This window comes from Nocardioides sp., assembly GCF_014360585.1.
Taxonomy (GTDB): domain Bacteria; phylum Actinomycetota; class Actinomycetes; order Propionibacteriales; family Nocardioidaceae; genus Nocardioides.
In genome coordinates this window covers 1-24,294 of record NZ_JACIXG010000081.1, presented here as the reverse complement: position 1 = coordinate 24,294, position 24,294 = coordinate 1, and the positions used below count along the sequence as shown (strand labels likewise).

Here is a 24,294-nt window from a genome sequence, read left to right as displayed (position 1 = left end):
CCCAAGGCCTGAGGGTTGTGCGGCTGGGAGCGGCCCATCGGCCGCTCCCAGCCGCACGTCCTCAGCGGACCAGGTCGTTCAGGTCGATCTTGAACTGGAACGGCTGGGGGACGTCGAGGCGGTCGCGGAAGATCCCGGTCGGGACGTAGGCGTCGGTCAGCTCGTCGCGCTCATAGACGTGGACCGCCGGAGCGCCGTCCTCGTTCTCGATGCGCCAATAATGGGCGATGCCCGCCTCGGCGTACTTCTGCGGCTTGACCGCCCGGTCGCGGTGCTCGGACTCCGGCGAGACCACCTCGACCACCAGAACCACGGTGTCGGCCTCGTAGAACGAGGCCTGGTCCGGGATCCGCGCCGTGCTCACCAGCACGTCCGGCTCCGGCCGGTTGCGCCTGTCGAGCACCACCGTCAGCTCCCGATCCACCTCGAACCCGTCGGGCGCCTGCGCCGTCAGCGCGTTGGTCAAGGCCGTGACGAGCCGACTGTGCCAGCGGCGCTGCGGTGACATGTTGAAGACCAGGGCTCCGTCGATGAGTTCGGTATGACGCGGCGCCTCGACGAGCATGTCGAGGTCTTCGGAGTACCAACCCTCCTCACGAGGAGGGTGCATCCAGTCGGGCAACGCAGTCATGTTTCGAGGATACCGTCTGTTGATGGGGGTCGGTGGTGGAGCTTCTCCGAGTCTTGGTTGGTCTCTGGAAGCCTCGCGGAGGTGACTGTTGCCTGGTGTCGGTGTTCGCCGCCGACCCTTGTTCCATTGTTTCTCGATCATGCACCGCCTCAAGGACGGGCTTCGCCCGCCGCTTCGCGGTGGCCTTCGGCCATCCTTGACCCGGCACCTGATCGAGAAAAGATTTCGCCTGTATCGGGTCGGCGGCGGGGTTTGGCGCAGCGGATTCAGTTGGGCGCGGGCTTGGGCGTCGTGGTCGGTGTGCTGCTGGGGGCAGGGGTCGGGTCGTTGGTGCCTATGGCAGTGGGCGGCACCTTGTGAATCGATCACAAGGTCGCCTGATCTGCCAACGAACCGCGGGGCGGCGTTTCCCTGCTCCTCCGCACCGTCGCCCACTCGCACGGAGGTTCCCCACCCTCTGGAGCGCGGCGTGGGTAACTCCGTGCGAGTGGGAAAGGTCTGCAGAAGTGGGGAAGCTCCGCTCGGTTGGGGATCACCGGGGCCTGGCGCGCGGTCTCGGCCCTACGGAGTCATGACCGCAGTGGGCGACTGCAAGAGGTGCGAGTCATTTCGCGTCTCGACGAACTGCGTCGACGAGGGGCTGAACCGTTGACGCGATGCCGCCCAGGTCCATATCGAGGGCAAGCAGAACCGCCCTGGCTGAGGGCAGGAGAAGGTGCCCGCGTGGGCGGGAACTTGGCAGACGGATCTCGCACTGCCGGTTTAGGGCCGGCGGGTGAACCGGACGGTGCCGTCGGGTAGCCGTTCATGGACGTAGACAGGGTTGTGTGCCAGGCGGTGATGGTGGGGACAGAGGAGGACCCCGTCCTTGAGGTCCGTTCTCCCGCCGGCGGCCCAGGGTTTGAGGTGGTGGGCGTCGCACCATTCCGGTGGCATGTCGCAGCCTTCGGCTTGGCAGCACTTCTGCTGCAACCGGAGTGCTTTGCGCTGGATCGGCACGAAGACTCTGCTCGCGCGGCCCATATCCAGCACCTCACTGTCACCGCCTAGGACCCAGGGGATGATCGTGGCGTTGCATGCCATCCTCCGGGCCTCAGCGGCGGTGATCGTGGTCCCGTTGGTCTCGTCGAACCCCAACGTGGCGGTGCCGAGTTCCTTGCGGAGCTCCTCGAGGGAGATGACTACGTTGATCACGGTCGCGTCCCCGCCATGACGGGGCAGCGCGGCGGGGTCGATGGTCTCGATCAGCCGTGCGAATCCTTGGCCCATGAGCCGTTCCCACGGCGGCAGGGGCGCACCCTTGTCGAGGAGCTGTTGTTTGCGGGGTTGGGTCCAGGCTTCGACCTGCTTCTTGAACCGCATCCCGATCGATGTCGGGAGGACTCCGTCGAACCCGATGGTCCCGTCGTGGTTGTCCCACACGCGGAGTGCGGTCTTCTGCTGGGCTCGTTCTTCTTCGGCGTGGAGGGCTTTGGCTTCGGCTTCTTCGAACCGGTCGGGGTCGATCTTGGCCAGGACCCGTTTGCCTGCGATCTGTAGTTCGTTGGCCGTGGCGAGGTCGGCGTAGTCGACCAGCAGCTTCTCAGCCAGGACCAGGTCCTCGCCGGTGGCGATGGGGTCGGCGTGGATCGTGTCGAGGGCTTTGGTGATCACGGTGGCCTTCGCCTCGGAGATGACACCGGCAGCGAGGCCGGCAGAGACCAGTTCGTACTTCGCCACAGCATGGGCGAGTTTGATCTGCGTCCGTGCTGCGCCTTTGTCGACCAGCAGCTCGGCGCGCATCCACGCGGAGGCGTCCTTGTCCCCGGTCTCCGTAGCGATGTCACCGGAAACAGCGAGCACCCGCAGCGTCAACGCCGCCTGCTGGGCCTGGAGCTTCTCCACCCGGGCCAGGAAGTCCTTCTTCTGGCTGGTGCGCCAATAGGTCGGGTCCATCGCAAGGAGTTCTTCGAGGGAGGTTTCGATGGCAGCAAGAGCAGACGAAACGAGGTCTCCAGGACTGGTGCCCCAGTGGTCGATGCTCATTGCTGTCACCTCCCTTCGAAGGCGTGTCGTAGTGCCTCCGATTCTACTCCGACGAAGCCCTCTTGAACACCTATCTGACCAGGTCAAACCCGTTTTTCGCGGTGAGCGAACGCCGTCAAACCTGTGGATGGTAAGTGGCCCGAAGGGCCACCCTCTCACCCCATCAACATCACCGTCCCCAAGCAAGAATCCTCCGCGCCACACCCGGGCCGCCGCCCCGATAGCCAGCCAAGTCTTTCTCGAGGGAGCCCGGAGTCAAGGACCGCGTAGCGGCCGGCGTAGCCGGCGGCCGAAGGCCGTCCTTTACTCCGGGTTTCCTCGAGAAGACCCTCGAAGCCGGGTCGGCGGCCCCAGGCCGGCCTTCGGGTGGGACGTTCCGGCAGGGAGGTCTCGACAAGCTCGACCACCGGGGGCTGGTGGTTCCGGCAGGGAGGTCTCGACAGGCTCGACCACCGGAGACAGAGGGTCTCGGTGAGCTCGATCGCCGAAGCGACTGTGTTGGTCTCGACACGCCTTCGCCTAGCGGCTCCGGCGGCTCGACCAGCGAGGGGTCTCGACAAGCTCGACCAGCGGGGCGTGGTCTCGGCAGGCTCGACCAGCGGGTCACCCGAAGTCGATGAGCCGACCATCCTCGTGCATGACGCACCCTCGCCCGATCCAGGCAACCGCATGCTCCTTGTCCCCGACGGCGATATAGGAATAGCTGGGCGGAACCCAGACGAGGTCGTAGTCGACGCCGCCCAGCGCCTGCTGGGTAGGGCGGACCGCGTCGCCGGACGGGTCGAGGGTGCGTACTGCCTGCTCGACGGAGTCGAAGTATCGCCGGCCTTCCTCGCCGAGCTCCTTCGCGCACCACGCGCACGTTCCCAGCGTCTCGATCTGGGCTGGGGTGGCGGGGAGCGGGGCGTCCAGGCCGAGAAGCTGGGGGCACGCCCGGACGTGCAGGAGACGCCCTCGCGCATGCGGCACGAAGAGGGTCTCGGGGGTCTCGGAGGGCATCTCTGGAGCCTAGGGGAGCAGGTCATGCCCCTGGGGGTGTCTGAGACGAATTCGGGACGTTCGGCCCCGGTGATCGGTGTGGGCGAGGTCACGTACGATCCGGGGCATGGCGCATTACCAACAGCGCGGGCAGATCCCGCCCAAGCGGCACACCCAACACCGCGACGGAGAAGGGAACCTCTACTACGAAGAGCTCATGGGAGAGGAAGGGTTCTCCTCGGACTCCTCCTTGCTCTACCACCGCCACATCCCCTCGGCAGTGACCGACGTACGCATCTGGGACCTGCCCGACCACGGCACGACCCCCAACCACCCCCTGCGACCGATCCACCTCGGGCTGCACGACCTCGTCTCCGGTGACGATTGGAAGGCGCAGGACGCGGTGACCGGGCGCCGGCTGGTGCTCGGCAACGGCGACGTACGCATCCACTACGCGGTGGCGGGGGAGATCTCGCCGCTCTACCGCAACGCGATCGGCGACGAGTGTGTCTACGTCGAGTCCGGGACCGGTGTCGTCGAGACGGTCTTCGGCAACCTGATGGTGGGGAAGGGCGACTATGTGGTGATCCCACGCGCCACCACCCACCGCTGGGTGCCGGTCGGCGACGCTCCGCTGCGGGTCTACGCGATCGAGGCCAACTCCCACATCGCCCCGCCGAAGCGCTACCTCTCCCGCTACGGCCAGTTCCTCGAGCACGCCCCCTACTGCGAGCGCGACCTCCGGCTCCCGACCGACCCGCAGATCGCGGAGGTCCCGACAGGTGCCGACGGCGTCGAGGTCTACATCAAGCACCGCGGCCCGGGCGCCGGTGGCATCGCCGGCACGGTCCACGTCCTCCCGCACCACCCGTTCGACGTCGTCGGCTGGGACGGCTGCCTCTATCCGTACGTCTTCAACATCGACGACTACATGCCGATCACCGGCAAGGTGCACCAGCCGCCGCCCGCGCACCAGGTCTTCGAGGGCAACAACTTCGTGATCTGCAACTTCGTGCCGCGCAAGGTGGACTACCACGAGCTCGCCGTGCCGGTGCCCTACTACCACTCCAACGTCGACTCCGACGAGGTCATGTTCTACGTCGGCGGCGACTACGAGGCCCGCAAGGGCTCCGGGATCGGCATCGGCTCGATCACCCTCCACCCCGGCGGCCACGCCCACGGGCCACAGCCCGGCGCCATGGAGCGCAGCCTCGGCGCGGAGTTCTTCGACGAGCTCGCGGTCATGGTCGACACCTTCCGGCCGCTCGAGCTCGGCGAGGCCGGCGCCGCGGTCGACGACGGCAAGTACGCCTGGACCTGGGCAGGGGGCCGCAAGTGACGTGGCTGGACATTGAAAACAGTCAGTTCGGCCTCGAGGCGCTTCCGTACGCCACCTTCCGCACAGCCACCGACGCGACCCCGCGTCTCGGGGTGCGGATCGGTGACCTGGTGCTCGACGTCGCCGCGGCGGCGGAGAGTCTCGCCGAGCACTGCGAAGGTGGGCTCGACGGGCTGCTCGCGGCCGGTCCCCAGGCATGGGCGGACGTACGCGCGGAGGTGACCCGGCTGCTCAGCGACTCCTCTTGTGAGACCGAGGTGCGACCGCATCTGGTGCCGCTCGCGGACGCCGAGCTGCTGCTGCCGTTCACGGTCGCCGACTACGTCGACTTCTACGCCTCCGAGCACCACGCCAGCAACGTCGGGAAGATGTTCCGCCCCGACTCCGAGCCGCTGACGCCCAACTGGAAGCACCTGCCGATCGGCTACCACGGCCGCTCCGGCACCGTGGTGGTCTCCGGCACCGACGTCGTCCGGCCGACCGGGCTGCGGAAGACCCCTGACGGGATCGTCGACGGCCCCTCGATCCGGCTCGACATCGAGGCGGAGCTGGGCTTCGTGGTGGGCGTCGGCTCCGAGATGTCCCAGCCGGTCCCGCTCGCCGAGGCCGCGGACCACATCTTCGGGATCACGCTCCTCAACGACTGGTCCGCGCGCGACATCCAGGCCTGGGAGTACGTCCCGCTGGGGCCGTTCCTCGGCAAGTCTTTCGCCACCTCGATCTCACCGTGGGTGCTGCCGCTCGCGGCGCTCGAGGCGGCGCGGGTCCGGCCCCCGGAACGAGACGTTCCGCTGACCGGCTACCTGGACGACTCCGCGCTGGAGCCATGGGCGCTCGATCTCGCCCTCGAGGTCCGGCTCAACGGGTCGCTGGTCTCCGAGCCGCCGTACGCCACGATGTACTGGACCGCCCCGCAAATGCTCGCGCACATGACCGCCAACGGCGCCTCGCTGCGCGTCGGCGACCTGTTCGCCAGCGGCACGATCAGCGGACCCGAGCCGGGCCAGCGCGGCTCGCTGCTCGAGCTCAGCTGGTCCGGGGCCGAGCCGTTCAAGCTGGAGGACGGCTCGGTGCGTACGTTCCTTGAGGACGGCGACGAGGTCACGATCACGGCGACCGCACCCGCCCCGGGCGGCGGCCGGATCGCGCTCGGCGAGGTCAGCGGTCGGATCCTGCCCGCGAAGGAGCGCTCATGACGAGGATCTACGAGTTCTCGCCCCGTTACTACGAGGTGGACATGCAGGGGGTGATGTTCAACAGCTGGTACCTCGGCTACGCCGACGAGGCGATGAACCACTTCATCGACGCCCGCGGAGTGCCCTACTCCCGCTGGCAGGAGCTGGGTGTCGACGCCCACCTCGCCCACGCCGACCTGGACTGGAAGGCCGGCATCGGCTTCGGGGACAAGGTCCAGGTGCCGGTCCGCACCACCCGCATCGGCACCAAGAGCTTCACGCTCGAGTTCGAGTTCCGTCGGGGCGAGGAGGTCACCTGCGCGGTGTCGGTCGTCTACGTGGTCGTCGCAGCCGACGGGTCCGGGTCGATCGCCATCCCGCCGGAGATCGTCGACGCCATCGGGCCGTCCGCGATCCGATGAGCTGCGCAAGAACGGTCAAGCGATCCGGGATCGGCGGTGTCAGGCTTCTGATGTGCACGAGACAGACGAAGAGATCGCAGACCTGCAACGCCTCCTGGACGCCTCGATCGGACGCGCGAACGGCCATCTGACCGGCATCGTCAGCGACGAGAGCCGCCTCGATGCCCGTCAGCTCGTGACCGAGCTGACGGGCATGAAGGTGCTGGTGCTGGCCACAGTGACCGCCGCCGGTGAACCGCGGACCAGCTGCGTCGACGGCCACTTCCGCCACGGCCGCTGGCTGTTCGGGACCTCGCCCACCGCCATCAAGGCCAAGCACATGCTCGCCCGGCCGGCGGTCAGCGCGACCCACGTCGACGGGGAGCGCATCGGCGTCTTCACCCACGGCAAGGCCCAGGTGGTCTCCGAGGGACCCGAGTTCGAGGACTACAACGCCTACTTCACCGAGTACTACGGCTCGGACCCGCAGACCTGGGACGGGCCGGGCGTCGTCTACGCCACCATCGAGCCCAGCTGGATGGTGGCGTACGCGGCCGACGCTTCCGCGTTTCCGACGGGCTGAAACAATCTACGGCCGAGTCGGCGCATCCGCCCCCTCTCGCTCGCTTCGCTTCGCGAGACACGGGGGCAGATCCGCCGACTCGGCACCACCGACAAGGCTTTTCTTGATCTCGGTCTTGAGCACCTTGCCGACCTTCGAGCGCGGCAGGTCCGGCCACACCTCGATCTGCTTGGGGGTCTTGACCGCGCCGATCCGCTCCTTGACGTAGGCCTTGAGCTCGGCGACGTCGACCTCGGCTCCGGGCCGGGGGAGGACGACGGCGGTGACCCGCTCGCCCCACTTCTCGTCGGGCAGGCCGACCACCGCGCAGTCGGCGACGGCGGGGTGGGTCATCAGCGCCTGCTCGACCTCGGTGGAGTAGACGTTGAAGCCGCCGGTGATGACCATGTCCTTGGCCCGGTCGACGATGTGCAGGAAGCCGTCCTCGTCGAGGTAGCCGATGTCGCCGGTGTGGTGCCAGCCGTGCGCGCTCGCCTCCGCGGTGGCCTCGGGGTTGTCGAGGTAGCCGCGCATGACCAGGGAGCTGCGTACGACGATCTCGCCACGCTCCCCGGAGCCGAGCAGCGCGCCGCGCTCGCCCATGATCGACACCGTCACCAGCGGCGCCGGCCGGCCGGCCGAGGAGAGCCGCTCGATGGCGACCGACCCGTCCTCGTGGAAGTGGTCGGCCGGCGACATGGTCGCGATCATCATCGGCGCCTCGGTCTGCCCGAACAGCTGCGCCATCACCGGCCCGATCCGGGTGAGCGCCTCATCCAGCCGCGTCGACGACATCGGCGCCGCGCCGTACCAGAAGCAGCGCAACGACCTCAGGTCCGACGACGGCAGCGCCGGATGGTCCAGCACCAGGTAGATCAGCGTGGGTGGCAGGAACGTGTGGGTGACCTGCTCCCGCTCGATGTGCTCGAGGAAGGCACCGACGTCGGGCGTACGCATCACCACGATCTTGCCGCCCAGGCACAGCACCGGGAAGCAGAGCACCCCGGCGGCGTGGGTGAGCGGCGCGAGCGCGAGGTAGGTCGGCCGCTCCGGCGCGTCCGGCCAGGGGTAGGCCATCAGGGTGATCGCCGACATCGTCTCCAGGTTGGTGCCGGTGAGCATGACGCCCTTGGGGCGCCCTGTGGTGCCCCCGGTGCCGACGACCATCGCGAGGTCGTCGGCACCGGGAGGCTCGTTCGCCTCGGCGGTCTCGACAGGCTCCGGGCCACTCCGTTCAGACCCCGAGAGGAACTCCTCCCAGGTCAGCGCCCAGTCGTAGGACCCGTCGAGACAGACCAGGGTGGTCAGGTCCGGCAGCTCCGAGCGGATCTGGTCGACCAGCGCGGCGAAGGCCGACTGGAAGATCAACGCCGAGCAGCCGAAGAGCTCGAGGAGCTCCCGGTTCTCCGCGGCCTCGCTACGCGGGTTGATCGGACACCAGACGCCCCCCGCGCGACTGATGCCGAACACCGAGGCGAAGGCGACCGGGTCGTTGGCCGACAGGATCGCCACCTTCGCGCCCGGCGCGACGCCGCGGGCCCGAAGGCCCGCGGCGACGCGGTGGGAGAGATCGACGACCTCGGCGTAGGACCAGGTGTCCTCGCCGCAGACGAGACAGGGAGCGTCCTCTCCGAGAGAGGCGCCCTTGTCCAGGTAGTCGACAAGACGCATCCGCTTCTCCTCAGTTCCGCTGGCGGGTGACGACGGGCTCGGCGACCAGTCCGAACGCCTGCAGCTGACCGAGGAGCTCGCGGTGGCCGAACGCCTGACAGCCCGAGGCGAAGCCGACCCGGTGCGGCGGCTGCTGCAGCAGCGAGTAGGCGGCGTACGCCTGCAGCAGCCCGGTCTGCTTGTAGTTCTGGTTCCCGTGGATGACGCAGTGCGCGCGGCCGAGCGGGCCGGAGGCGTGCACCGAGTCGAGCGACTTGTTCAGCCGCGGGTTCTCCCGAGGCGGCATCTCGTTCATCACCTGGGCCGCCGTGGCGGTCAGCGCCTCGTCGCGCTGCTCGGCGTCCATGTCCTTGGTCGCCTCCAGGGCAGCGGCGACGATCTGCGGCACTCCGTGCATCAGCGCGGCGTTGAAGACGCCGCCCTGGGCCTTGCAGCTGGCCACCTTCGGGTCGCGGCGGTACCAGACCGGGTGCGAGGTGCCGCCCCACGGCAGCGAGAGCGCGAGCTCGTGCTGGCCCGGGACCACGAGCGGGACCAGCCCGGCGGTGGGGTCGAACTCGACGTACGCGTTCTGCTCCAGGTAGTGCGCCGTGGAGGTGGCCGCGTTGACGAGGATCGTGCGGGTCGAGGCGATGGTGGGGGAGCCGCCCCAGAAGACCGCGATGTCGAGGGTGTCGAGGCCCGGCTGCTCGAGGCAGATCTCGGCCGCGATCTCGCCGGTGGTGTACATCTGCGCGATCCCCGGCGCGAGCAGCAGCCCCGCGTCCGCGAAGTCGGCGCCGTACGTCTCGTCGCAGGTGATCAGCCAGTCCTGCTCGCCGGTGGTGTCGGTGTAGTGGACCCCCGCGGCGAGCGCGGCCGCCACGACGTCGGGACCGTACTGGGAGAACGGGCCGACGGTGTTGAGGACGACCTTCGCGCCGGTGAACAACTCGGTGAGCGACTCGACGGAGTGCTCCACCTCGGCGATCTCGTAGTCGGCGGTCTCGATGCCGGGCACGTTGGTGGCCAGCGAGGCGACCAGCTTCTCCTTGGAGCGGCCGGCGGCCACGAAGGGCACACCGAGCTCGCGCAGGTATTCGCAGACCAGTCGGCCGGTGTAGCCGGACGCGCCGTAGACGACGACGGGCTTCTTCTCGCTCATGCTCACATCCCCATTCCACCGTCGACCGGAAGGCCGACGCCGTTGACGAAGGCCGCCTGGTCGGAGGCCAGGAAGACGACCGCGTTGGCCATGTCCTCGACGGTGCCGAGGCGCCCCGACGGCGTCAGCTCGACGACCCCGCCGACGGCGGCCTCGGCGGACTCGAAGAGGCCGAGCTGGGCGACGTCGTTGGCCAGCCCGGCGCCCATCTCGGTCGGCACCAGACCGGGGTAGAGGCAGTTGACGCGGACGCCGTAGCCGAGCTTGCCGCTCTCCATCGCCGCCACCCGGGTCAGCCGGTCCACGGCGCTCTTGGTGGCCGAGTAGACCGAGATGCCGGGGAAGGCGATCGTGGCCGCGACCGAGGCGACGTTGAGGATCACACCGCCCTTGCCGGCGGCGCCGTCGGGCCGCATCGTACGCAGGCCGTGCTTGAGGCCGAGGGCCGTGCCGAGCACGTTGACCTCCAGCATCTTCCGCACGTCGGCCGGGTCGAGCTCGGTGATCAGGCTGGTGATCTCCACGCCGGCGTTGTTCACCAGGATGTCGAGCCCGCCGAGGCCGTCGACCGCGGCGGCCATTCCCGCCTCCCAGGAGGAGTCGTCGGTGACGTCGAGGTGCACGAAGGTGCCGCCGATCGACTCGGCCACCTTGGCGCCCTGGTCGTCCTTGAGGTCTGCGACGGCGACCTTCGCGCCGGCCGCGGCGAGGGCGCGGGCCATCCCTTCGCCGAGGCCCTGGGCCCCGCCGGTGACGAGCGCTGTCCGTCCGCTCAGATCAGTCATCTGTGACTCCTTCGTCGCTGTGATGTGGCTCACAGACAATCGCGAATCTTGACGAGTGTCAAGATTTTTTTTGACAGTTGACCAGAAAATGGATCAGGTTGGACCGAGGCGGGCACCGAAGGGGGTATCGTTTCGGTCCATGACCCAGGTCGCCGCCCCGAAGGCGTCTCGCCGCACGCCCGCCGACAAGCACGACGAACGCCGCAAGGCGCTCGCCGAGTCGGCGCTGCGTACGTTGGGGGAGCTGGGCTACGCGCGGGCCAGCCTGCGCGAGATCGCCAACAACTCTGAGTTCAGCCACGGGGTCGTGCACTACTACTTCAACGACAAGCTCGAGCTGATCGTCTACTGCGTGCGCTACTACAAGCAGCGCTGCGTGCACCGCTACGACGGCGTCGTGGCCGAGGCCACCTCACCGGAGGATCTGGCCGAGCGGTTCGGCGACAAGCTTGTCGAGACGATCGTCGAGGAAGCCCCGATGCACCGGCTCTGGTACGACCTGCGTTCGCAGTCGATGTTCGAGGAGAGCCTGCGTGAAGCGGTCACCCAGATCGACCAGAGCCTGGAGGACATGATCGCCCGGGTCCTGGGCCGCTATGCCGAGCTCGCCGGGGTCGAGCCCGCGATCGCCTCGCCGGTGGCGTACGGGATGTTCGACGGCATCTTCCAGCAGGCTCTGCTCGGCTATCTCAACGGTCGTGACGGCGTCCTGGAGGACCTGCGGGCCCGGGTGGTCGAGCTGATGCCGATGCTGCTGGCGCCGAGGGCGTAGCCCAACCGGGCGTCAGCGCCGCACGGGCCGGCCGGGATAGGCGCTGGTGTCCAGCGCGCCGTCGCGGACCACGAAGGTCCCGTCGACCAGGAGATGGACGACGCCGGTCGATGGCCGGGTGGGATCCAGATAGGTGGCCCGGTCGGTCATCTGGTCGGGCGAGAGGACGACGAGGTCGGCGTCGGCGCCGGGAGCCAGATAACCCTTGGTGCGCATCGCGGGGGTGAACGGGGCGAGCACCTGGGCCGGTAGATAGGCGCAGCGCCGGAAGGCCTCCGGCCAGGTCCAGACGCCGGTCTCACGAACCATACGGCGCAGCGAGCGGGCATAGGTGCCGGCGGTGCGGGGGTGGGCGGTGCCGGCGCCCGGGATGCGCTGGGCCGGCTGGGGCTCGCTGGGCGGCCGGTGGTGGTGCTCGCACTGGCGCTGCGGCACGAGTCGTCCGTCGACCACGAGCCCGACCCGGGTGGCGCCAGCAGCCTCCAGCGCGCGGCAGACGCGCTCGCGGTGCACCTCTCGGCCGCCGTACCGGCCGCGGCCGTCGCGGTCGTCGGCGGCGTCGCGTACGCCCTGGTCCCGCTGCCCGGCGACGGCGCCGAGCCCGAGGAGCGGGCGGCCCGGCTGGCCCGAGAGTTCTGCGAACGCCTGGGCGCCCGGCTGCCGGTCGTCGTCGGCGTGGGCGGCGTCGCCTCGGACGTCAGCGCGATCGTCGCCTCGCGCGAGGCCGCCAACCGGGCGCTGCGGGTGCTCCGCGACGGCGTCGCCCCGGGCACCGCGTCGCGGTCGGTGGCCCGGCTCTCCGACGTCTACACCCAGTCGCTGCTCCTCGAGCTCCGCGACCTCGCAGCCGCGCGCGGCGAGCGCCCGGTGGGTCCGATCGCGCGGCTGCTCGACTACGACGAGCGCAACGACTCCGGCCTCGCCGAGACCCTGGACGCCTGGCTGGACGCCAACGGCGACGTACGCACCGCCGCCGCGGCTCTCTTCATCCACCCGAACACGCTGCGCTACCGGCTGCGCCGGCTCGAGCAGGTCAGCGGCCTGGACCTCTCCGATCCCGAGCAGCGCTTCGCGGCAATGCTGCAGCTGCGGATCCTGGCCCCGCGCTGAGCAGGATTCGGATCGGTCCGCGTCCGCCCGAGGTCATGGCGACGGATGCCAGCTCTCCTGAAGGGCCACCAGCGCTTCGCTGATCAGGCGGGTGGGCCGAAGCCCGGTGGGAAGCGAGGCCATGACCGCGTTGCGCGGCGCTCCGTCGGTCAGCTGGCGGTAGGTCAGCGGCCGGCCCTCTGGGCTCGTGCTGGTCGGCTGCATCAGCAGCGAGTAGGCCAGGTTGCGGCCGACGACGTTCTGGATCGCCTGAACGCTGGCGGATCGCCACATCACCCGCGGGACCAGGCCGGCGACCTCGAAGGCCGCCAGGGTGCGGCGCAGGGCGGGTTCCTCATCGACCAGGATCGCCGGGTGGCGGGCGAGGTCGACCATCCGGATCCGGTCGAGCCGGGCCAGCTCGTGCTCCGGGCTGAGGGCCACCATCCGGCGGGCGTCGTGCAGCTCGGTGCCGGTGCACCCTGCGGCGAGCTGCGCCTCGTAGATCGCGCAGACCTGGACCCGGCCGGCCAGCATCTCGTCCTGGATCATCGGGCCCGAGCCCTCGACGAAATCGAGCTCGACGCCCGGGTGATGCTGGGCGAACCAGTCGATGAGGTGGGGGATGGCGTACATGGCCAGGGTGCGGAAGACGCCCACCACGATCCGGCCGGAGAGCCGGCCGTGGAACTCCTCGACCACCGCCGCGATGTCCGCCACCTGGTCGGTGACCTGGCGCGCCCGGGCGGCGACGATCGTGCCCTCGGGTGTCAGTGCCACGCCTTTGCCACGTCGCCGGATGACCAGGGTGGCTCCGACCAGGCGCTCGAGCTCGGCCAGCGCGAGGCTGACGGCCCCTTGCGACACGTTGCACCGTTGGGCCGCCGCGGTGACCGTCCCGGTCTCGGCGATTGCGGCGAAGTATTCGAGTTGGCGCAGGGTGACCTCGTGCATTAGTTCACCTTATGTGAAACCCGAAAAACTCTAGTTAGACAAATGATGTGGCGGGGATCACGCTGAGATGAAGTTGATCCGAAAGGAACCCCGTGACTGAATCCATCCCCTACGTCGTCACCCTCGGGACGGCAGGCGGACCGCGCTGGTGGAGCGACCACCGGGGCGAGCCGCGTGCCGGCATCGCCACCGCCGTGGTCGTCGACGATGTCTGGTACCTCGTCGACTGCGGGTACGGCGCCGGCCGCCAGGCCAACAGAGCCGGGCTGCCGATGGCGGACCTGCGTGGTGTCTTCGTCACCCACATGCACTCCGACCACGTCGTCGACCTGCCCGCGCTGCTGCTGTTCGGCGCGTTCGAGCTCAAGGACTCCGCCCCGGAGTCGATCCCGGTCATCGGCCCCGGCGACCGCGGGAAGCTCCCGCCGCTCTCGCCGCGGGCGGTGCGTACGCCTGAACCGATCGCACCGGCGCAGCCCACCCCCGGGGTCCGCGGTCTGGTCGACGGGCTCCTCACCGCGTACGCCACCGACGCGAACGACCGGATCTTCGACTCGCTCGCGAAGTCGCCGGCTGACCAGTTCCGTGCCGAGGAGATCGTCGTCCCCGAGGAGTGTGGCTTCGACCCGGACGAGCAGGTGGCGCCGGCGATGGAGCCGATCGTGGTCCATTCCGACGAGCGGGTGACCGTCCGGGCAATCCTGGTCTCGCACCATCCGACCGCCCCGGCGTTCGCCTACCGGTTCGACACCGCGGCCGGGTCGGTCACCATCTCGGGGGACACCGCGCCGTGTGACAACCTGGTGCGGCTCGCCGCCGACACCGACCTGCTGCTGCACGAGGCGATCAACCTTGACTCGCTGGCCCGTCAGTACACCGACGTGGAGATGTTGCAGGCAACCATGGACCACCACCGACGGGCACACACCACCCCGCTCCAGGCCGGAGAGGTCGCCACTCGGGCGGGCGCACGACACCTCGCCCTTCACCACCTGGTCCCCAGCCACGACCGTCCGGAGGTCTGGGAGCGGGCCGGCGAGACCTACGCCGGACCTCTCAGCGTCCCCGACGACCTCGACATCATCCCGTTCGGCCGGTCGGCCGACATCGTCCCCGAGTCGGCCGCGGCCAGAAGCTGAGGAGCACCCATGACACAGAGCACTCCCACCTCCGCGGACTCGTCGGGCTATCACGCGTCGCCGGCGGAGATGCGCCGGATCCTGTTCTCCAGCGCGATCGGCACCGCGGTCGAGTACTACGACTTCATCCTGTACGCCACGGCGGCCGGAATCGTCTTCAACCAGGTCTTCTTCAACGACCTGGACGCGACGACCGCGCTGATCGTCTCGTTCGCCACCCTTGCGGCGGGGTACGTCGCCCGGCCGCTGGGCGGCCTCCTCTTCGGCCACCTCGGCGACCGATACGGCCGCAAGACGATCCTGGTCGGAACGGTGCTGTTGATGGGCATCTCCTCGACTCTGATCGGCCTGCTGCCGACGAGCGATCAGGTCGGCATCCTCGCGCCGATCCTGCTGGTCACGTTGCGGGTCGTGCAGGGTGTGGCCGTCGGTGGGGAGTGGGGTGGCGCGATGCTGCTCGCCTTCGAGAACTCCAAGAAGGAGTCCCGCGGCTTCGCGTCCGCCTTCGCCTACATGGGTGCGCCGATCGGAACTGTGACCGGCACTTTGATCCTCTCGGCGATGACGGTCCTGCCGGAGAACGACTTCCTGACCTGGGGCTGGCGGGTCCCCTTCGTGCTCTCGGCGGTCTTCATGACGCTGGCGCTCTTCATCCGGATGCGGGTGAGCGAGTCGCGAGTCTTCAAGGAGCTCTCCACCAGCGCCGAGAAGACCCGGCGCCGGGTCCCGGCCGCGGAGCTCGTCCGCGACCACCCGCGGTCACTGCTGACCGCGGTGCTCGTCGGGCTGTCCGGGCAGATGACGCAGGGGCTGATGGGCGCCTGGGCGGTGGCGTTCGCGGTGCAGCAGGCGATGCTGTCCGCGACCGAAGTGCTCAACGTCAAGGCCCTCGGCGGAGTGTGCACCGTGATCATGATCGTGATCGCCTCCAGGCTCTCCGACCGACTCGGCCGGCGGCGGGTGCTCATGGCCGGCAACGCCGCGGCGATGGTGCTCGCGATGCCGGTGATGATGCTGCTCGACATGGGCTCGACCGTCGGCTTCTTCCTGGCGATCTTCCTCGGCCTCTCCGTCGTCCAGGGGTTCAACTCCGGCCCGTACGGAGCCTTCGCGGGGGAGCTGTTCCCCACCTCGGTCCGCTACTCCGGCACCTCGATCGGCTACCAGCTGGCCTCCACGCTGGGCGCCGGGTTCACCCCCATGATCGCCTCGACCCTGGTGGTCCTGGGGGGTGGCTCGTTGTGGCTGGTCGGAGCACTGTGGATGAGCTTCTCCGCGATCTCCCTGGCTGCGCTGGTCGCCAGCCGGGACCGCGGCGGGCTCGACATCGTCCAGCTCGACCAGAGCGTCACGGTGACCTCGACGACGTCCGAGTCCCCGTCGAGGAGTCACGCTGAGGTCTGAGGGGTCCGGCGCTCCTCACCGTTGGCCGCGTTCGGTCTACGCCAACGGTGAGGAGCCGGACCCTCGGTTCAGCCTCGCCAACGAACGCACCTTCCTCGCTTGGCTGCGTACGGCACTGGCGCTCATCGCTGGTGGGGTGGCGCTGGAGACGGTGCGCGTCCCCGCGGCAGACGGCCTGCGGACGAGCCTCTCGGTCGCCGTCGTGCTCCTCGGCGTGATCGCTGCGCTGCACGGCTGGCGTTCGTGGGCCCGTTCCGAGTCGGCGCTTCGGCATCGGCGGCCGCTGAGTGGACCCGGGCTCGGACTGCTGGTCGGTCTCGGCGTGGCGGCTGTCGGGCTCGTCCTCGGCATCGGCCTCGTCGCCGGCCTCGTTGCCGGCCCCGCCAGCGGTCATGGATGAGAACGCATGGGCCGACGGGGCACGGGTTCACGACCTCGGACTCCAGCTCGAGCGCACTGCCCTGGCCTGGCGGCGCACCGCCTTGGCGCTGGTCGTCGCCGCTCTCCTCGCGACCAAGGCGATGGCTCTGCGAGAGACGGTGGCCTTCGGGGTGGTCTCGGCGGGGCTGCTCGTGGTCGCCGCGGGGGCGGCATGGATCGGAGCTCGGCGCTACCGCCGCGGTGCGCTCCTCTTCATCCGTGAGGCCGAGGCATCCTCGGCGGAGGGCGCCGGCCTCGGAGGCCGGGCGCTTGCGACCAGCAGCGCCGCGGTCGCTCTCGTCGGGGTCGGCGCCATCGGCTGGGTGCTGCTCGGGACCGCGGGATGAGTTCCGAGCAGCAGCATTCGGGCGAGTAGACGGCGTCCCTCCGCACTCACTTGCCCGACCACTAGGGTGGGCCATCCGAACTCCACAACACCGAGGAACTCTGTGATGGACCCCGTCGACCTTGCCCTGATGCTGCTCCGTCTTGCCGTGGGCGGCACGATGATCGCGCACGGCGTCAACCACTGGCGCGGAGGCGGCAAGATCGCCGGTACGGCCGGCTGGTTCGAGAGCCTCGGCCTGCGCCACGGCACCCTGCAGGCGTGGGCGAGCGTGGTGACCGAGATCGGTGCCGGCGTGCTGCTGATCCTGGGCCTCATCACGCCGCTGGCCGCCGCCGGTGTCGTCGGGGTGATGCTCGTCGCCGCGCTGCTGGCGCACCGGCCGAACGGGTTCTTCATCTTCAAGGAGGGCTGGGAGTACGTGATGATCCTGGCCGTCGTCGCGGTCGTCCTCGGCGTCACCGGCCCCGGGACGATCTCGCTCGACTCGGCCCTAGACATCGTCTACGACGGCTGGATCGGCGGAGCGGTGGCGCTCGGCGGCGGTCTCCTCGGCACGGCCCTCCTGCTCGCCGCGTTCTGGCGCCCGCAGCGCCAGGGTGCTGCCGCGGAGGCCTCGTCGGCGGAGGAGCCGTCGACGGAGGAGCCGGCGGAGTCGCCGGTGGAGTCGCCGGTGGAGAAGCCGTCGCCGGAAGCCTGAGATCGCGGCGACCAAAGTCGAGCTCGCAGCGACCGAAGGTCGATGCGGCCGGGCTCCTGGGTTCATAGCCTGGACCCATGAGCTACCAACGGCTGGGCCCGGCCGGACTGCTGGTCGCGGCGCTCGCCCTGATCGGGCTGGGCGTCGTCGGCCCGCCGGCATCGGACGGCGGGCCCCGGATCTCGCCCGGCGTGCCGATCCTGCTGGTCGGCGCGGCGGCCGCCTGGTGGCTGCGCGGCGCTGCCGGTGCCATCCTCGGGCTGGTGGCAGCGGCCGTGGTGACGGTCGCCGCCGTCGGCGCCGGCATCGGGCCGGATCTGATCGGTGACCGCGGGCTGCCGGTAGCCGTCGCACGCTGGGTCCAGGTGGTGGGGCTGGTTGTCGCGGCGTACGCCTTGGGTCGACGGTTGGCGACACGACGCTCGCGCGCGGGGACGGCAGGTGAAGGCGCCCGACGTGATCGGGGCAAGGCGCTTCAGGTCACGGGCCTGCTGGTGCTGTGCGGCGTCGGGGCCGAGCTCTTGGCGGCGTACGGGGACAGCACGGGCGATCCCGGCAAGATCGCCTTCGCGCTGGTCTTCTTCGGCGCCCTCTACGGAGCGCCCGCGCTGCTCGCCCGGGAGCTGGCCCGGCGCCTGGGCTGGGGCTGGCCGAGCCTGTTGCTGGTCTTCGCAGCGTTGGGTACGGCCCAGGCCGGCCTCATCGACCAGTCCCTGTTCAGCGCCGACTACGGCGGGTACGAGGGCTGGGAGGAGAGCCGTGAGCCGACCCTGATCCCGTCCATGGGACTCAGCGGCTACAGCGCCTACTCCTTCATCGTCGGACACGTGATCTTCAGCTTCGCCGCGCCGGTGGCGTTGGCCGAGGCCTGGGCGCCCGCCCGAGCCCGAAAGCCGTGGCTGGGCCCGATCGGCACAATCCTCGCCGCGGTCGCCTATCTCATCGCCGCGGCGATGATCGTGACCGACCCGGAGTCACGCTCCGGAAGCGCGGCCCAGCTGCTCGTCACCGCTGGAGTCGTCGCCGTCATGCTGCTCGGTGCCACGCTCCTCGGTCGGAATCGCCGGACGGACCACGCTCGAGCCGGTGTGCGGGGACCTGCCGTATGGCTGGTCCTCGTTGTCTCGCTGATCTTCGCGATCGTCCCCGACCTGATGCCTGAGACCTGGCTTGGGCTGGTCCTCGCAGCCGCGACGACGGCGACACTCGGGATCCTCATCCTCCTGGCCTCACGGACCGGAGCATGGACGATCCGCCACACCGCGGCGGTCGGCGCTGCCTACCTTCTCGAAGGGGGTCTGCTGGCCTTCACCTACTTCCCGCTCATCGGCGACGTCGAGGCAGGGCCGAAGTACGCCAACAACGTGGTGATGCTCCTCGTCGTCGTGCTCGCAACCTGGCTCGCCCTGCGCGGGCGAGCTCGACCTCAGGGGCTCAGCGCCGAGACCGCATCCCGAGCCGCGCAGTCTCCCCGGTAGCCGACCGCTCGAGCGCAGCGATGAGGGTGCGGGCGTCGTAGCGCCCCTCGTGCCGATGAGACCCGATGAAGAACGTCGGGGTGCCGCGCGCGCCGCTGGCCTCGGCGGAGGCCATGTCGTCGCGGACGTGCTCGGCGAGTTCGGGGTCCTCCAGGTCGCGGAGGAACTGCTCGACGTCGAGCCCGAGAACAGCGGCGTAGCCGGCGAGGTCCTGGTGCTCGAGCTGGTTCTGGTTGGCGAAGAGGTGCAGGTGCATCTCCCAGAACTTGCCCTGCCGCGCGGCGGCCTCGGCGGCGACGGCGGCCAGCTCGGCGTGTGGGTGCTGGGGGAGGGGGAGGTGGCGTACGACGTAGCGGATCCGGGGGCCGAAGTAGTCACGGACCTCGTTGGCGGTGCCGGTGGCACGGGCGCAGAAGGGGCACTCGTAGTCGAGATACTCGATCAGGGTGACGTCGGCGTCCTCGTCGCCGTAGATGTGGTCGCGCTCCGGGTCGATCGGTGGCGAGAGCAGCTTGGGCAGGGCTGCGTCGCGCTGGCCGAGGAAGCGCGCGGAGAGCTGGAAGATCAGCCAGCCGAGCGCCGAGGCGAGCACCACGGAGATGAGTACGCCGACGATCGCGTCGCGCTGCAGCGTCTCGGAGTCGAAGGCGAGAGTGGTGATCAGCAGAGAGACGGTGAAGCCGATTCCGGACAGTGCGGCACCGCCGAGGACGTGGCCGCCGCCGACCCCCTGCGGGAGCCTGCCGAGCCCCATCCGGGTGGCGGCGAAGGCTGCACCACCGATCCCCAGAGTCTTGCCCAGCACCAGGCCGGCGACGACGCCCCAGGTCACCGGCGAGCTGAGTGCTTCCCCGAGCACGCCGTCGCGCAGGTCGACGCCGGCGTTGGCGAGGGCGAAGACGGGCACGATGAGGTAGCTCGTCGGTACGTGCAGCGTCTCCTGGAGCCGCTCGTTGACCGAGATCGTGCGGGTCAGCTGGTCGCGGGTCTCGCGCTGCAGCGTAGGCAGCGGCGACTGCCGGAATGCCCGGAACCGCGAGATCGCGACCTCCATCTGGGCGCGGGTCGGCTCCGCGGCCGGCACCAGCAGCCCGGCCAGCATCCCCGCGATCGAGGCGTGCAGACCCGCCCCGAGAGTGGCCACCCAGGCGATCAGGACGAGCAGTACGTACGGACCGGCCCGCCACACCTTCACCCGGTCGAGCGCGAAGATCCCGACCAGTGCCAGCCCGGCCACCAGGAGCGGACCGATCCGGAGGTTCTCGGTGTAGGCGACCCCGATCACGCTCACCGCGACGATGTCGTCGATGACGGTAAGGGTGAGCAGGAAGATGCGCAGCTGGGTCGAGACGGCCGGCCCGACCAGCGCGAGCATGCCCAGCAGGAACGCGGTGTCGGTGCCGATCACGATGCCCCATCCGCGGGCGGCCTCGCCCGAGGGGTTGAGCATCAGGTAGATCATCGCGGGCAGGAGCAGTCCGCCGGCACCGGCGACCAGCGGCACCACCATGCGACGACGGTCGGTGAGCTCGCCGACGGCGAGCTCGCGGCGTACCTCCAGGCCGATGACGAAGAAGAAGACCACCATCAGTCCGTCGTTGACCCAGTGGTGCAGGTCCATCGAGAGCCCGATGTCACCGAACCGGACCGAGAGCACCGTCTCCCACAGGTGCTCGTAGCCGTGCGACCACGGCGAGTTGGCCCAGGCCAGCGCCAGCAGCGAGGCGATCACCAGCAGCGCCGCGCTCGTCGACTCCAGGTGCATGAAGTGGCGCAGCGTGGTGCCGAGCTGCCCGGTCGGGTCTGCGTCGCGACGACCGCGCGTGTGCTCATCTCCCACGGCGAGAATCCTAGGCTGCGCGCCCGTCGCGGGGCGCGAGTGTCCGCGCGGGAGTGCCCTCAGCGCCGGACAGCGAGCCACCAAGTGGCGGTCGCCACAGGCGTTACACGAGTTTCCAACAGATGCGTGACCTGTCATCCACATCCTCGTTAGCCCTTCGACGGCAGGTGGAAACCGGACGGAAGCGCAGAATCACGTGGCGCGACCCGGTCACCAAGCCGTGCATGGGGGCTTCTGGTGCGTGTAAACGGGTGCTGACGTACGCAAACACGCACATCCTGGACATAGCCCACTCTAGCTATGCCCAATAGGCCCTACTGCTCATAATTTGTAGAGGATAAAGTCCTTTCAAGTCTTCCTTGAAAGTCCGGAGGAGAGTTAGATGGGGAACATGACAACTAGGCGCTCTCGGCCCGGCCGCCCTAGGCATGTTCCCGACTCAGGTACGACCTCACCGCGTGACCAGATCCTGGACGCAGCCTCCAAGCTGTTCGTCTCCCAGGGTTTCGCGGCGACGTCTACCCGCGAGATCGCCGACGTGGTCGGCATCCGCCAAGCATCGCTCTACTATCACTTCGCGGGGAAGGACGAGATCCTCGGCGAGCTGCTTCGCCGGTCGGTCCGGCCGACCACGGAGAAGGTGGAGAAGATCCTGAACCGCGTGCCACCGCTCGACTTCGAGACCGCGCTCTATCTGCTGGTCCTCGTCGACGTACGCACCCTCGCCGACGTGCCGCACAACGTCGGCATGCTCTACCAGCTGCCCGACGTGGCCAAGTGCGAGGTCTACGACGAGTTCCGCAACGAGCACGCCGAGCTGGCCGCGCACTACGCGAACCTGGCCAGCGAGGTCGCCTCGGAGACGGTGCGCTCGACGGTCGGCCGCAAGCAGCTGGGCGACCTGCTGATCCAGCAGGTCGAGGGCGTGATCAACATGCGCACCGAGGAGCCCGGTCGGCGGATCCCGTGCCGCGAGGCATGGGCCATCGCCGCCACCTGCCTGCGGATCTGCGGCGTTTCTCAGGAGAAGATCGACGCCGCGTCCCCGCTCGCGATCGAGCTGCTCCCGCAGTTCATGGACGAGCAGGTCGCCGAGTCCGCCTGAGTCCGCCTGAAACCGGATGGACTCGGGGGCGCCCGTAGGCTTCGATGGCCGCATGACTCTTTTCGTCTCGCACACCACCATCGACTGCCACGACGCGTACGCGCTCTCGGAGTGGTGGAAGGCCCTGCTCGGCTACGTCGACGTGGAGGGGGACCCGAACCTGCCGGGTCACGAGGAGTGCATGATCCTCGACCCGGAGACCGGCCACCGGCTGCTGTTCATCGAGGTGCCCGACGCGGAGCTGCCCGCCAAGCGGATCCACCTCGACCTGCGCCCGCGCACCGGCACGCGTGACGAGGAGGTCGAGCGGCTCCTCGAGCTCGGCGCGACCCAGGTTGCCGACCACCGTGGGAAGTACGGCCCCGGGACCGGCTGGGTGATCTTCGCCGATCCCGAGGGCAACCAGCTCTGCGTGCTCGGCTCGAAGGCGGAGGTCGCCGCGATGGAGGCGCAGAGGTCAGGCGCGTAGCCGGACCAGCTCATACATGCTGGAGAAGCCCTGGTCGCCGTGACCCTGGGCGATCCGGCGATCCATCAGCGACTTCACCTCCCGCATCCGTACGGTCTCGACGCCGGCTGCCTCCCGGTGCCCGATCAGGTCGTCCATCAGTGCGGCCTGGACGTCGAGCGAGCCGAGGTCGGGACCGTACGTCCCGCTCTTGATCGCGCCGGCCATCATCTTCAGCAGCCCGGCGTAGCCGTCGAGCGACCCGGCGAGCCGCTCGGTGAACGCCTCGGGGTCCATGCCCTCCTTCTCGACGAGGCTGAGGGTGTGCAGGAAGCCGATCAGGAATTCGAAGCCCATCGCCACCTGGGCGTTGAACTCCACGGCCGCGTGTCCGGCGTCGGGCCCGTGGTAGGTGACGGTGCCGAGCTCGTCGAGCACCGGCCGGACCTTCTCGAACACGTCGTGATCGCCGCTGAAGGCCAGCGAGACCCCGGCCGTGCCGACGTCGGGCGGGTCTCCCATGACCTTCCCGTCGACGTACGCCGCCTGATGCTCGACCGCCCACGACGCGTTCGCGCGCGCCTGGGCGGGGGAGCCGCTGGTCAGGCTGACCAGGGTCCGGCCGGCGGCCGCGTCGCCGACGGAGTCGAGCACGTCCTCGACCGCGGTGTTGTCCAGGAGGACGAGGATCGTGACCGGGCTGGCCGCCACCGCGTTCGCCGCGGTGGACGCGACCAGCGCGCCCGTGTCGGCCAGGGCCTCGGCCTTGTCCGCGGTCCGGTTCCATACGGTGGTCCGATAGCCGCGCTCGAGGTATGTCCGCGCGACCGCTGAGCCCATGTTGCCCATCCCGATCACGGTGACGGCCGGTCGGTCGTTGCGTTCCGTCATGGTTTCAACTCCATCTCTCGTGGTGTGTCACCATCCTGAAAGATGAAGTTGACTTGAGGTCAAGGCCTGTTGTCGTCGACCTGGTCGGTCGCGACCGGGAGGTCGTGGTGGCTCCACTGGCTCCAGGAGCCCGGATAGAGCGCAGCCTCGTGGCCGGCGATGGCCAGGGCCGCGATCTGGTGGGCGGCGGTGACACCCGAGCCGCAGTAGGCGGTCACGGGGGAGCCGGCCTCGACACCGAGCGCGGCGAACCGGTCCCGGAGCTCCTCGGCCGGCAGGAAACGGCCGTCGGGACCGAGGTTGTCGACGGTGGGCGCGGAGACCGCGCCGGGGATGTGCCCGGCCTTCGGGTCGACGGGCTCGACCTCTCCGCGATAGCGCTCCGCGGCGCGGGCGTCGAGGAGAAGACCCGCATAGGTCTCGACCTCCTCGAACGGCAGCACGGGGAGGTGTCCCGGAGTGAGCGTCACCGTGCCCGGGGCGGGCACGACGTCGTCGGTGGCCAGCGGGTGGCCCGCGGCGGCCCAGGCGCCGAGGGCGCCGTCGAGGAGGCGTACGTCGGCGACGCCCGCCCAGCGCAGCAGCCACCAGGCACGGGCGGCGGAGGTGTTCCCTACGGCGTCGTAGGCGACGACGGTGTCACCGGCGGAGATTCCCCAGCGGCGGGCGGCGACCTGCAGGTCCGCGAGCTCGGGGAGCGGGTGACGCCCGTCGGTGGGCTCGCCGTGGCGGGCCAGCTCGGTGTCGAGGTCGACGTAGACGGCGCCGGGGAGGTGGCCCTCGAGGTAGGACTCGTGTCCCGGCGGGCCGCCGAGCTGCCAGCGTACGTCGAGGAGGACCGGCGGGTGGTCGGAGCCGAGCGCGGTGGCCAGCTCGTCGGCGCTGATGAGTACGTTCACGGGTCGAAGTCTTTCAGTCGGGTGGCGCCATCACGTGTAACACGTTGTTCGTAGGACTATCCGGTCGTTATAACGACCGGATAGTCCTACGAACAACG

25 protein-coding genes are annotated in these 24,294 nt (G+C 69.5%); 14 read left to right on the top strand and 11 right to left on the bottom strand.

The annotated features are described in order from the left end of the window. Positions 1 to 61 precede the first annotated feature (61 nt). From H5T77_RS20960 to H5T77_RS20950, 3 genes are all read right to left on the bottom strand, one after another. Positions 62 to 631, bottom strand: coding sequence for a Uma2 family endonuclease (locus H5T77_RS20960; RefSeq protein WP_292652550.1), 570 nt, complete (start codon positions 629 to 631; stop codon positions 62 to 64). A gap of 762 nt (positions 632 to 1,393) precedes the next feature. Continuing rightward, positions 1,394 to 2,656, bottom strand: coding sequence for an HNH endonuclease signature motif containing protein (locus H5T77_RS20955; protein WP_292652549.1), 1,263 nt, complete (start codon positions 2,654 to 2,656; stop codon positions 1,394 to 1,396). A 603-nt stretch (positions 2,657 to 3,259) separates the two neighbouring features. Then, the gene (locus H5T77_RS20950) at positions 3,260 to 3,655 is read right to left on the bottom strand and encodes a hypothetical protein (protein ID WP_292652548.1); all 396 of its coding nucleotides are present in this window, start codon (positions 3,653 to 3,655) and stop codon (positions 3,260 to 3,262) included. A gap of 106 nt (positions 3,656 to 3,761) precedes the next feature. Between H5T77_RS20950 and H5T77_RS20945 the strand changes: the two genes are divergently transcribed. From H5T77_RS20945 to H5T77_RS20930, 4 genes are read left to right on the top strand one after another with little or no spacing between them, the layout of a single operon-like run. Beyond that, positions 3,762 to 4,973, top strand: a complete 1,212-nt coding sequence (locus H5T77_RS20945) for a homogentisate 1,2-dioxygenase (protein ID WP_292652547.1) — start codon at positions 3,762 to 3,764, stop codon at positions 4,971 to 4,973. Beyond that, the gene (fahA, locus tag H5T77_RS20940; RefSeq protein WP_292652546.1) at positions 4,970 to 6,169 is read left to right on the top strand and encodes a fumarylacetoacetase; all 1,200 of its coding nucleotides are present in this window, start codon (positions 4,970 to 4,972) and stop codon (positions 6,167 to 6,169) included. The genes H5T77_RS20945 and fahA overlap by 4 nt, the downstream gene beginning before the upstream one ends. After that, on the top strand, positions 6,166 to 6,570 hold the full coding sequence (locus tag H5T77_RS20935) for an acyl-CoA thioesterase (RefSeq protein WP_292652545.1): 405 nt from the start codon (positions 6,166 to 6,168) through the stop codon (positions 6,568 to 6,570). Before fahA ends, H5T77_RS20935 begins: the two co-directional genes overlap by 4 nt. A gap of 52 nt (positions 6,571 to 6,622) precedes the next feature. Continuing rightward, positions 6,623 to 7,132 (top strand): pyridoxamine 5'-phosphate oxidase family protein, encoded by a 510-nt coding sequence (locus H5T77_RS20930; RefSeq protein ID WP_292652544.1) that lies wholly within the window; start codon positions 6,623 to 6,625, stop codon positions 7,130 to 7,132. A gap of 6 nt (positions 7,133 to 7,138) precedes the next feature. Here the strand turns inward: H5T77_RS20930 and H5T77_RS20925 are convergent, their stop codons facing one another. Genes H5T77_RS20925 through H5T77_RS20915 form a run of 3 tightly spaced genes read right to left on the bottom strand, consistent with a single transcriptional unit; the run spans position 7,139 to position 10,711 of the window. Next, a complete protein-coding gene (locus H5T77_RS20925) occupies positions 7,139 to 8,782 on the bottom strand; it encodes an AMP-binding protein (protein WP_292652543.1) in 1,644 nt (547 codons plus the stop codon). Between the two features lie 10 nt (positions 8,783 to 8,792). Further along, positions 8,793 to 9,926 (bottom strand): DUF5938 domain-containing protein, encoded by a 1,134-nt coding sequence (locus tag H5T77_RS20920; RefSeq protein WP_292652542.1) that lies wholly within the window; start codon positions 9,924 to 9,926, stop codon positions 8,793 to 8,795. A 2-nt stretch (positions 9,927 to 9,928) separates the two neighbouring features. Then, positions 9,929 to 10,711 carry an SDR family NAD(P)-dependent oxidoreductase gene (locus H5T77_RS20915; RefSeq protein WP_292652541.1) on the bottom strand — a complete coding sequence of 261 codons (783 nt, stop codon included), beginning with the start codon at positions 10,709 to 10,711 and terminating at the stop codon, positions 9,929 to 9,931. Positions 10,712 to 10,850: 139 nt separating this feature from the next. On the opposite strand from H5T77_RS20915, the gene H5T77_RS20910 reads away from it, so the two are divergent. Then, complete coding sequence (locus H5T77_RS20910; RefSeq protein ID WP_292652540.1) at positions 10,851 to 11,483, top strand: TetR/AcrR family transcriptional regulator; 633 nt, start codon at positions 10,851 to 10,853, stop codon at positions 11,481 to 11,483. Positions 11,484 to 11,495: 12 nt separating this feature from the next. Here H5T77_RS20910 and H5T77_RS20905 read toward each other — a convergent pair whose 3' ends face one another. Then, positions 11,496 to 11,918, bottom strand: coding sequence for an amidohydrolase family protein (locus H5T77_RS20905; RefSeq protein WP_292652539.1), 423 nt, complete (start codon positions 11,916 to 11,918; stop codon positions 11,496 to 11,498). Between H5T77_RS20905 and H5T77_RS20900 the strand changes: the two genes are divergently transcribed. Beyond that, positions 11,892 to 12,593 (top strand): PucR family transcriptional regulator, encoded by a 702-nt coding sequence (locus tag H5T77_RS20900; protein WP_292652538.1) that lies wholly within the window; start codon positions 11,892 to 11,894, stop codon positions 12,591 to 12,593. The two genes, H5T77_RS20905 and H5T77_RS20900, sit on opposite strands and share 27 nt — an antisense overlap. Positions 12,594 to 12,626: 33 nt before the next feature. Here H5T77_RS20900 and H5T77_RS20895 read toward each other — a convergent pair whose 3' ends face one another. Then, positions 12,627 to 13,526: a LysR family transcriptional regulator gene (locus H5T77_RS20895; protein WP_292652537.1), complete on the bottom strand. Its 900-nt coding sequence runs from the start codon at positions 13,524 to 13,526 to the stop codon at positions 12,627 to 12,629. 92 nt (positions 13,527 to 13,618) lie between these two features. Between H5T77_RS20895 and H5T77_RS20890 the strand changes: the two genes are divergently transcribed. The 6 genes from H5T77_RS20890 (at position 13,619) to H5T77_RS20865 (ending at position 19,013) form a co-directional block, all read left to right on the top strand. Continuing rightward, the gene (locus H5T77_RS20890) at positions 13,619 to 14,665 is read left to right on the top strand and encodes an MBL fold metallo-hydrolase (protein WP_292652536.1); all 1,047 of its coding nucleotides are present in this window, start codon (positions 13,619 to 13,621) and stop codon (positions 14,663 to 14,665) included. Between the two features lie 9 nt (positions 14,666 to 14,674). After that, complete coding sequence (locus tag H5T77_RS20885) at positions 14,675 to 16,069, top strand: MFS transporter (protein ID WP_292652535.1); 1,395 nt, start codon at positions 14,675 to 14,677, stop codon at positions 16,067 to 16,069. Next, on the top strand, positions 16,059 to 16,469 hold the full coding sequence (locus tag H5T77_RS20880) for a YidH family protein (RefSeq protein ID WP_292652551.1): 411 nt from the start codon (positions 16,059 to 16,061) through the stop codon (positions 16,467 to 16,469). The genes H5T77_RS20885 and H5T77_RS20880 overlap by 11 nt, the downstream gene beginning before the upstream one ends. Further along, positions 16,462 to 16,836 (top strand): DUF202 domain-containing protein, encoded by a 375-nt coding sequence (locus H5T77_RS20875; RefSeq protein ID WP_292652534.1) that lies wholly within the window; start codon positions 16,462 to 16,464, stop codon positions 16,834 to 16,836. Before H5T77_RS20880 ends, H5T77_RS20875 begins: the two co-directional genes overlap by 8 nt. 105 nt (positions 16,837 to 16,941) lie before the next feature. Beyond that, on the top strand, positions 16,942 to 17,535 hold the full coding sequence (locus tag H5T77_RS20870) for a DoxX family protein (RefSeq protein WP_292652533.1): 594 nt from the start codon (positions 16,942 to 16,944) through the stop codon (positions 17,533 to 17,535). A gap of 77 nt (positions 17,536 to 17,612) precedes the next feature. After that, on the top strand, positions 17,613 to 19,013 hold the full coding sequence (locus H5T77_RS20865; protein WP_292652532.1) for a hypothetical protein: 1,401 nt from the start codon (positions 17,613 to 17,615) through the stop codon (positions 19,011 to 19,013). Here the strand turns inward: H5T77_RS20865 and nhaA are convergent. Next, positions 18,970 to 20,853 (bottom strand): Na+/H+ antiporter NhaA, encoded by a 1,884-nt coding sequence (nhaA, locus tag H5T77_RS20860; RefSeq protein ID WP_292652531.1) that lies wholly within the window; start codon positions 20,851 to 20,853, stop codon positions 18,970 to 18,972. The genes H5T77_RS20865 and nhaA overlap by 44 nt on opposite strands. A gap of 391 nt (positions 20,854 to 21,244) precedes the next feature. On the opposite strand from nhaA, the gene H5T77_RS20855 reads away from it, so the two are divergent. Next, positions 21,245 to 21,958 carry a TetR/AcrR family transcriptional regulator gene (locus H5T77_RS20855; RefSeq protein ID WP_292652530.1) on the top strand — a complete coding sequence of 238 codons (714 nt, stop codon included), beginning with the start codon at positions 21,245 to 21,247 and terminating at the stop codon, positions 21,956 to 21,958. Positions 21,959 to 22,010: 52 nt separating this feature from the next. Next, positions 22,011 to 22,427 (top strand): VOC family protein, encoded by a 417-nt coding sequence (locus H5T77_RS20850; RefSeq protein ID WP_292652528.1) that lies wholly within the window; start codon positions 22,011 to 22,013, stop codon positions 22,425 to 22,427. Here H5T77_RS20850 and H5T77_RS20845 read toward each other — a convergent pair. Both H5T77_RS20845 and H5T77_RS20840 read right to left on the bottom strand, forming a co-directional pair. Further along, positions 22,416 to 23,297 carry an NAD(P)-dependent oxidoreductase gene (locus tag H5T77_RS20845; protein WP_292652526.1) on the bottom strand — a complete coding sequence of 294 codons (882 nt, stop codon included), beginning with the start codon at positions 23,295 to 23,297 and terminating at the stop codon, positions 22,416 to 22,418. The two genes, H5T77_RS20850 and H5T77_RS20845, sit on opposite strands and share 12 nt — an antisense overlap. Before the next feature lie 59 nt (positions 23,298 to 23,356). Next, positions 23,357 to 24,196 (bottom strand): sulfurtransferase, encoded by an 840-nt coding sequence (locus H5T77_RS20840; RefSeq protein WP_292652524.1) that lies wholly within the window; start codon positions 24,194 to 24,196, stop codon positions 23,357 to 23,359. Positions 24,197 to 24,294: the final 98 nt, after the last annotated feature.

Bases quoted from the DNA above. Each gene is read 5' to 3' on its own strand.
- H5T77_RS20960 (WP_292652550.1), bottom strand. From the start codon at position 631: ATGACTGCGTTGCCCGACTGGATGCACCCTCCTCGTGAGGAGGGTTGG.
- H5T77_RS20910 (WP_292652540.1), top strand. From the start codon at position 10,851: ATGACCCAGGTCGCCGCCCCGAAGGCGTCTCGCCGCACGCCCGCCGAC.
- H5T77_RS20955 (WP_292652549.1), bottom strand. From the start codon at position 2,656: ATGAGCATCGACCACTGGGGCACCAGTCCTGGAGACCTCGTTTCGTCT.
- H5T77_RS20935 (WP_292652545.1), top strand. From the start codon at position 6,166: ATGACGAGGATCTACGAGTTCTCGCCCCGTTACTACGAGGTGGACATG.
- H5T77_RS20920 (WP_292652542.1), bottom strand. From the start codon at position 9,926: ATGAGCGAGAAGAAGCCCGTCGTCGTCTACGGCGCGTCCGGCTACACC.
- H5T77_RS20950 (WP_292652548.1), bottom strand. From the start codon at position 3,655: ATGCCCTCCGAGACCCCCGAGACCCTCTTCGTGCCGCATGCGCGAGGG.
- H5T77_RS20850 (WP_292652528.1), top strand. From the start codon at position 22,011: ATGACTCTTTTCGTCTCGCACACCACCATCGACTGCCACGACGCGTAC.
- H5T77_RS20945 (WP_292652547.1), top strand. From the start codon at position 3,762: ATGGCGCATTACCAACAGCGCGGGCAGATCCCGCCCAAGCGGCACACC.
- H5T77_RS20870 (WP_292652533.1), top strand. From the start codon at position 16,942: ATGGACCCCGTCGACCTTGCCCTGATGCTGCTCCGTCTTGCCGTGGGC.
- H5T77_RS20925 (WP_292652543.1), bottom strand. From the start codon at position 8,782: ATGCGTCTTGTCGACTACCTGGACAAGGGCGCCTCTCTCGGAGAGGAC.
- H5T77_RS20895 (WP_292652537.1), bottom strand. From the start codon at position 13,526: ATGCACGAGGTCACCCTGCGCCAACTCGAATACTTCGCCGCAATCGCC.
- H5T77_RS20845 (WP_292652526.1), bottom strand. From the start codon at position 23,297: ATGACGGAACGCAACGACCGACCGGCCGTCACCGTGATCGGGATGGGC.
- H5T77_RS20885 (WP_292652535.1), top strand. From the start codon at position 14,675: ATGACACAGAGCACTCCCACCTCCGCGGACTCGTCGGGCTATCACGCG.
- H5T77_RS20855 (WP_292652530.1), top strand. From the start codon at position 21,245: ATGACAACTAGGCGCTCTCGGCCCGGCCGCCCTAGGCATGTTCCCGAC.
- H5T77_RS20875 (WP_292652534.1), top strand. From the start codon at position 16,462: ATGGATGAGAACGCATGGGCCGACGGGGCACGGGTTCACGACCTCGGA.
- H5T77_RS20915 (WP_292652541.1), bottom strand. From the start codon at position 10,711: ATGACTGATCTGAGCGGACGGACAGCGCTCGTCACCGGCGGGGCCCAG.
- H5T77_RS20865 (WP_292652532.1), top strand. From the start codon at position 17,613: ATGAGCTACCAACGGCTGGGCCCGGCCGGACTGCTGGTCGCGGCGCTC.